We start from the raw sequence: 7,229 nt of genomic DNA, 5'->3' as shown, positions 1-7,229 counted from the left end.
CCTCAGAAGAGGTGTACTACCTGATCAAAGACCGGCAGCAGGCTCACAGGGTGTGGAGGATCTGGATTCCCTTCTTCACCTATGTGGTCTACTCCTATCGGCTCTCCGAGCGCGTTGTCTTCTCCCACAACTGGGAGTTTGGCGAGGTCGGATGGTTTGAGACACGCGAATTGCCACAGAATGGCGCCCTGTTCGTGAGGGGGCGAGTGCGTGCCCTGTCAAAATCGATTCAACGCGAGAGAGACGGCAATTGAATCTGCGCTGCTCTCAAAGAAGTTCAACCGCTGATGCAATGCCTCCCGCACAGGGTGTTCGTCAGCTGACAAATGAGAACTGTTTCCACGGGATGTCGACTTCTGCCTTCTTGCTGATGATGTCATCGACGTGGAGCAAGAGAGGGAACTTGTCTCTGTCAAGGTTCCCCAAGGAAGCGGCTCTCCGCACCGCACGGGCGACCCGCTCGGCTACGACCAATGATTCCAAGGTGACTCCCTGTAAGGTCTCTTTTGCTGCATCGATATCCATGCCGCGCCCGAGAAGGATCCCAATCTTCCGTGTTCTTCCTCCGTAGACGGTCACGTACAGATCACCAAGGCCGATGGCGAGGTTGTTGAGAGCCATGGCTCCTTGGTATTCAAGCAGCAGCGCCATCTCCTTGACGCTTTGGTAGAAGATGGCGGCCTGCGAATTGAAGTGCGGGTCGCTTTCGAGGCCGAAGCGCCTCTGGTTTTCCCCAATCGTGAGCGCGATGGCCAACGCATAGCCGTTCTTCAACGCGACTGCACTCTCAATCCCCATCACATCGGTTGTGATGCTGATGTGGTAGTAGGAGGTCTCCATAATCGCTTTGAGGGTGGCGAGCACCGCCAGATCCGGGCCGCAGAATGCCACTTCCGTATGGTCATGGGCAACGAGCTCATAGCTTGTGCACGGGCCGCCAATGGCATTGATATTCCTGGAAAGGCCCTTCTTTGCCAACATCTTCTCCCAGAGCATCGGATACGGCAACAACCGACCATCCGGTTCATCGAACAAGCCTTTGGTCACAGAGAGCACCGGAGTCTTCTCAGGAATACGCGGCAAGACAAATTCTCCAAACCATTCGACTCCAAAACTGCTCACCCCGCCGATGATCATGTCGGCGCCTTCGATGGCACGTTCCATCTCACTGACTTTGAAAAATTGGATGCCGCTGGGGAAATCGGTCTTGAACGCAGGATGTCGATTCTTCGCTCTACAGGCATCAATGATGGAATCATCAAGCGGGCTGCCGACAACCCGTACTTCATGACCATTCTCCCTGGCGGGAAACGCCAGCGCCGAGCCCATTTGCCCTGAACCGATAATTGTTACAACTGACATTTTAACTCCTTAGTTGTCCATACAATTCCCAAACCGATCCCATAAACTGTTCCATATCGAGCAGCGATATTCAGTCTGTCTGTTTGTTGTCAAATTTTTATTTCAAAGTCTCCATGCGTTAGAGATGTGAATTCCAACGCATCGAAATCATTCTTTGAATTTCACCACCGTGAGAAGTCCTCAAGCAATTGCTTTGATTCTCCAGGAGATTTCTCATCATTCCTAACGTTGCAAGACTTTTTCAGCAGACCTCATATCAATTTATTTCTGATAAATCCATAAAAGTTTCGGATATTGGCAAGTCCAGGATATCCTGGACTTGCCAACGACACACCAATTCTCGGTCAATGGTATTTACTGTACAAGGTAGTCCATTTCTCAAGCATTGCTTGTTTGTTCTCTATGAGCCAATCGATGTCACGAGTAACCCATTTGATTTCATCCGACGGAGGAAGGTAAGATTTCTCTACCACAACATTCTCGTTGGTGAATCGAACTGTCCCAACATAGTTTGCTCGGAAAGACTGCCCTTCAGCGCTTTGGATATAATCAACAAGAGCTTTTGCCGCTTTCATATTTGGGGCATTCTTTATGATAGCCACGGCAAACGCATATGCTGAAGCGCCTTCTGCGGGATAGACCATCTTGATGTTCTTTGCTCCATTCTTAAGAAGCGTCGATGCCCCATCCTCGTAAGTAAGTCCAACAACATACTCTCCACTTTGCACTCCCTTAAAGGCGATTGAAGATGACGAGCCAATAACCATCCCATTGGCGAGCAATCCTTCGATTACCGCCCAAGCCTCAGCGCTATCATTCCCATATACGGCAAATATGTTTGACAGATTATTCCAAGCTGCAGAAGAAGATGTCGGATCAGAGAAAATAATTTTCCCCTTAAGAGCTGGATTCATAAGATCTGCGTACCCTCTGATGTTGAGGCCAAGTTTGGCTTCAAGTTCTGTGTTTACGCAGAAGACAGCGGTAGAGAGGTGATCATAGTTATAGAACCCGTTGTTGCTCCGGTACTCTAGAGGGAGTTCGTTGTCGTATGGTGACACATACTGCTCAAAAATACCTGCATATGCATTCCCGTCTGCTTGGTTAAGTCCCGAGTAGATTACATCCATGGTAGGATTTCCCGCCTCTGCCCTTGCTCTGGAGACGCCCTCACCCGCGGAACATGTCACGAGCTCGATATCTACCTTCGGGTAGATTCCAGTGAATCCTTCAATAATTGCATCTAAATCAAGATCCGTCGCAGATGAGCAAATGACCAACGTTCCTCCGATGGAACCGTCATCTACTTTCGTTTCCTTGGCGCCCCCGGCGAAGAGCATTGTAGCACTTACAAGAATTGCCATGAGAACGGTATACTTTTTCATACTAAGCCTCCTATTTTCTTGGACTTTCTCCGAAAGCCCTTGTTTGATGCATACATATGAATGACGTGTTTTGTGTCGATTCCAATAATGTTCACAACTTTATATCATCCTCTGACTTACTTACCGCAAGGAAGAGAACCATTGAGATTATCGTCAGTGCAGTCACTATCGTGGCAAACGCGCACGCAACTCCATCCCTCCCCCTGCCAACAGAAACATACGTCGAGACTGTCAAATTGATTGTCTTATTACTATAGAGAATTATGGCTCCACTAATTTCAGTGATTATGGCAACCCAACTCAATATTGCTCCGCTGATAATACCACTGCTCATTAATGGGACAGTAATCTTAACGAGTGTTTTCAATTTCGATGCGCCCAAACTTCTTGCGACTTCATCTATCGATAGGGGGATTTGCATCAATCTCGCTGTTGCTGACCGAATCGTGTATGGCATCCTCCTGATGACCAAATTTAAGATCATGACCCAAATCGTCCCCGTCAATGCCCAAGGCTTTGGTCCAAAAGCGAATACGAGCGCGATACCAATGACAGACCCGGGCATGATGTATGGCAGCATGCTCATCGTATCAAGGGTGTTGCTGATCAGTCCGCCTTTCCTGACAACAAGGAAGGCGATCAAAATTGAAATGACTATTATTATTGCCAGTGATATGAACCCTTGAAGCAAGGTGTTTTCAATTGACCGCACCAACAAGCGCTTGAGGGCATTCTGATAGTTGACCAATGAATAGCCAGGTTTAAAAATTGAACCATCGCAGTTTCTAAACGAAAGATTGGCGATATACAAGTTGGGCAAGAACCCTAGAATCACTAAGAGATAACAATACCCGTGCATGAGGACCCCACTAAGACCGTGAGGCTCCTTTTTCTGTATAGGATGCATGACATTCATGGTGAACTTGAACCTGTTCGTTGCCCATTTCTGTATCAAGAAAATTACGGCGGTCACTACTACAGCAAACACTGAGATCGCTGCGGCGAAGTTTTGGTTCTGTCCATTCTCACCCATAAACTGAGAATAGATTTCAACGGGAAAGGTCCTGTACCCCTCTCCGATCAAACCAGGGGTCCCATAGTCTGCAAACGCCCTCATGAAAACCATCAACGCGGCAGCCAACAATGTTGGCATGGACAGCCTCATTACAATCTGGAAAAATCTCTTGACCCCACTGCACCCGAGGTTTGCACTCGCCTCCATAAGACTGTTGTCGATATTACGGAAGGCTCCATTCATGTATATGAAAACAAGAGGAAAGAACTTTAGGCTTTGGACCAGCAAAATCCCTTTAAAACCATAAATACTGCCGATATTAATTCCTACTGAAGACAAGGCTCTCGTGATTACCCCAGAACGTCCGAGAAGCATAATCCAAGCATAGGCACCGATGAACGGAGCTGACATAACACAAAGAATACTCACGACAAAGAGAAATTTCGTACCTTTCAGATTGTAGAACGTATAGAAATACGAAAAGGGCAACGCCAATAGTAAAGATACAATGGTCACGGCGATTGTAACTTTGAAGCTGTTTCCTATCGTAGAACTATAATACCTGTTGCCAAAAAACTTTTTGAACTGAACTAGTGAAAGGTTATCATCATTGTCATATACGGAGTGTTTGAGAACACCAAACAGTGGGAAGATAAGAAAGACCATAAACAAAACGAGTAGTGCAATGGAAACCCAGGTCCAAATATCTGCTGCTTTATGTCTGAACATCATGCTTCCTCGCTCTGTGCCAAATGATCAGTCAGTACCCCCGTCAAGATATTCTGCTTCCCATCTGCGGTAAACACATTGGTCTTTACCGTGTTAATTCCCAAGGAGATCTTCGTTCCTTTTTCAAGCGTCTCTTCAATTGTAGACTCTTGGATAATCTCCACTTCTTCACCACTATTGAGCACAACAAAATAGTGGGTATTCAAGCCGAGGAAGATGGCGTCCTTTACAACGCCTTTCACACCCTCGAACACATCTTCGCGGTTTAGAAAAAATTCTTCAGGTCGTATAGAAATTTTTACATCCTGGGAGTAGAAATGGTCCTTCGCAACGGCTTGTATCTTGGTCTTGAATTCTTGCACTTCCAAGTACGCCTTTCCTTCTTCGACAACAAGCTTTCCGTCGAGAATATTCGTACGTCCAATAAATGTTGCAACGAATAGATTCGCAGGACGTTGGTATATTGCCTTTGGTCTCCCTATTTGCTGAATCACTCCCGCGTTCATGATTGCAATGCGGTCTGAAATCGCCATTGCTTCCTCTTGGTCATGAGTAACATACACGCACGTGATGCCCACGCTATTCTGTATTCGCTTGATGACTGTCCGCATCTCAACCCGTAGCTTGGCATCCAGGTTTGAAAGAGGCTCATCCATGAGCAGCACATCCGGCTTGATGCAGAGGGCCCGTGCAAGAGCAACACGTTGTTGCTGTCCTCCAGAAAGCTTTTCGGGCATTCTGTTGGCAAACTGCTCAATCTGCACCAATTTCATGTATTCTTCTGCCGTACTTGAAATTTCATCTGCAAGCAATTTTTTATTTTTCAACCCAAACTCAATATTTTTACGTACCGTAAAATGTGGAAAAATTGCATAATTCTGGAACACCATGCCAATATTTCTCTTCGCTGGATCGAGATCATTGATTCGTTTCTCATTGAAGTAGAAATCCCCTCCTTCAATCGAATTAAAACCAGCAATCATTCTCAACAAGGTAGTCTTTCCACAACCTGATGGCCCAAGAAGAGTAAAAAGCTCCCCTTCTTTGATATCAAGTGAGAGGTTGGGGATAATGACTGTATCTCCATACGCTTTCTTTGCATTCCGAATGATAATATTGACGCTCATCATCAGTCCTTTGTGTGGATTTTAATCAACTTCTTTCTAAAGATCCTTCAAATCCAACCTGTTGTTGTGCTCATCCCCTGCAATATTTCGCTAACGAAACGTAGCAAGTAGATATACAGCTCCTTTAGAATGAGCAGATGCTCAGTTTGTGAGCTAATGTTATTTTACATCTCACAACTGGAGCTGTCAACATTTATTTTCTTCCCATTGGATATGAACCGGAGTGGGAGAAAGTATTCAAGTTATCCTTGTGTGAAGGCACCCCATCAGTGTTCTCGCAAATGGTACAGAAATACCGGGAGACGATGCATCAACAAGTACATTTAGCAATTCATTTTGGGCATTTGTTGACATTAGGATTTGCTCAATCTATTATTGGCAAATGAACAATACGTGAACAAAAGCTCAGACACAGCTTCAGTGGAAGTCAATTATTAAGGATGAATTATGAGCAATGAACATCAATTGATGGTCAAAGTGGCCGTACTCTATTATAAATATGATATGCAACAGGCAGTTATTGCCGATAGGCTTGGTTTATCGCGTCAGAAAGTCGGACGTCTTCTCAGACAAGCGAAGAAATCAGGAATTGTAAAAATCAGTATCCATAGCAACCTCTCCTACTCTACCGAATGTGCTGCAGCCTTGGAACAGCTATTTTCCCTCAAGGAGGTTATCGTTGTTGATGCCCCAGTGTACGATGATCAAATCATCAAGGAGGAATTGGGCAAGGCAGCCGCCGACTTTGTTGAGAGGATATTGGTCGATGATGATAGCCTCAGCATCTCATGGAGTAGTACGGTCTATGAATTCGCCAAGCACTTGAACAAACTCCCCCTGAAGGGCCTGAAATTTTCACAGTTAAATGGGAGCCACGAGCGGGTTTCCCTGACCTTCAGCGGATTGAACATCCTCAACCTACTCCATCAGAAAGTGGAAAACTCGGTAACATACCCATTGTTAGCCCCCATGAAAGTATATTCAGAAGAACTGCTGGGCAACCTCATGAAGGACATCAGAATCAAAGAAGCTCTGGATGCTGCCAGCAACAGCCGCATTGCTGTTTTCGGTATCGGCATCATTTCACGAGACTCACCCCTATTCTACACTGGTTATATGGATGATGGTCTGGTGACGACGCTCCAACAAATGGGAGCTGTGGCGGATGTCTTTGGGCACTTTATTGACCGTAATGGGACACTCTGTAGTCCTGATGAGGGAAAGTGGACCGTGGCAATTACCGCAGATGACCTGAAGCGTAAGGAGTACAGTATTGCTGTTGCAGGGAATCTTCAGAAAGCGGAAGCAATTTACGGCACATTGAAAGGTGGATGGTGCAATGTCTTGGTTACCGATCTCCAAACAGCCAAGAAGTTGATCGAAATGGAGCAGGAAAATATGTAGCCACGGAAAGTGGGCCTCCGCTTCTGAATCGTTTGAAAGGAAACCACAAGTTTGTTTTTCATACGCCTCTGTAAAAAACCAAAGATCTACAAAATGTTGATGACTAAAAACCTGAGTTTTCTATAGGTTTGTACGATTAACTCCAATATCAGATTCCTGCAGCTATCCAATTCCTTTGAACACAGGTGAATATTTTCGTTTTTATGG

Annotated in this window: 5 protein-coding genes; 1 reads left to right on the top strand and 4 read right to left on the bottom strand. The window is 45.7% G+C overall.

What is annotated here, in order from left to right; all coding sequences use genetic code 11:
* Positions 1–315: 315 nt before the first annotated feature.
* The 4 genes from GXZ13_06015 to GXZ13_06000 all read right to left on the bottom strand — a co-directional run bounded on the left by GXZ13_06015 (position 316) and on the right by GXZ13_06000 (position 5,618).
* Positions 316–1,362 carry an NAD(P)-binding domain-containing protein gene (locus GXZ13_06015; protein ID NLX75369.1) on the bottom strand — a complete coding sequence of 349 codons (1,047 nt, stop codon included), beginning with the start codon at positions 1,360–1,362 and terminating at the stop codon, positions 316–318.
* 344 nt (positions 1,363–1,706) lie between these two features.
* Positions 1,707–2,747, bottom strand: a complete 1,041-nt coding sequence (locus tag GXZ13_06010; GenBank protein ID NLX75368.1) for an extracellular solute-binding protein — start codon at positions 2,745–2,747, stop codon at positions 1,707–1,709.
* A 91-nt stretch (positions 2,748–2,838) separates the two neighbouring features.
* Positions 2,839–4,491 carry an iron ABC transporter permease gene (locus GXZ13_06005; GenBank protein ID NLX75367.1) on the bottom strand — a complete coding sequence of 551 codons (1,653 nt, stop codon included), beginning with the start codon at positions 4,489–4,491 and terminating at the stop codon, positions 2,839–2,841.
* Positions 4,491–5,618, bottom strand: a complete 1,128-nt coding sequence (locus tag GXZ13_06000) for an ABC transporter ATP-binding protein (protein NLX75366.1) — start codon at positions 5,616–5,618, stop codon at positions 4,491–4,493. Before GXZ13_06000 ends, GXZ13_06005 begins: the two co-directional genes overlap by 1 nt.
* Positions 5,619–6,065: 447 nt before the next feature.
* Between GXZ13_06000 and GXZ13_05995 the strand changes: the two genes are divergently transcribed.
* A complete protein-coding gene (locus tag GXZ13_05995; GenBank protein NLX75365.1) occupies positions 6,066–7,022 on the top strand; it encodes a hypothetical protein in 957 nt (318 codons plus the stop codon).
* The last annotated feature ends 207 nt before the right edge of the window (positions 7,023–7,229 follow it).

This window comes from Synergistaceae bacterium (genome assembly GCA_012728235.1).
Taxonomy (GTDB): domain Bacteria; phylum Synergistota; class Synergistia; order Synergistales; family Synergistaceae; genus JAAYFL01.
This window is presented reverse-complemented; position numbering and strand designations above follow the sequence as displayed.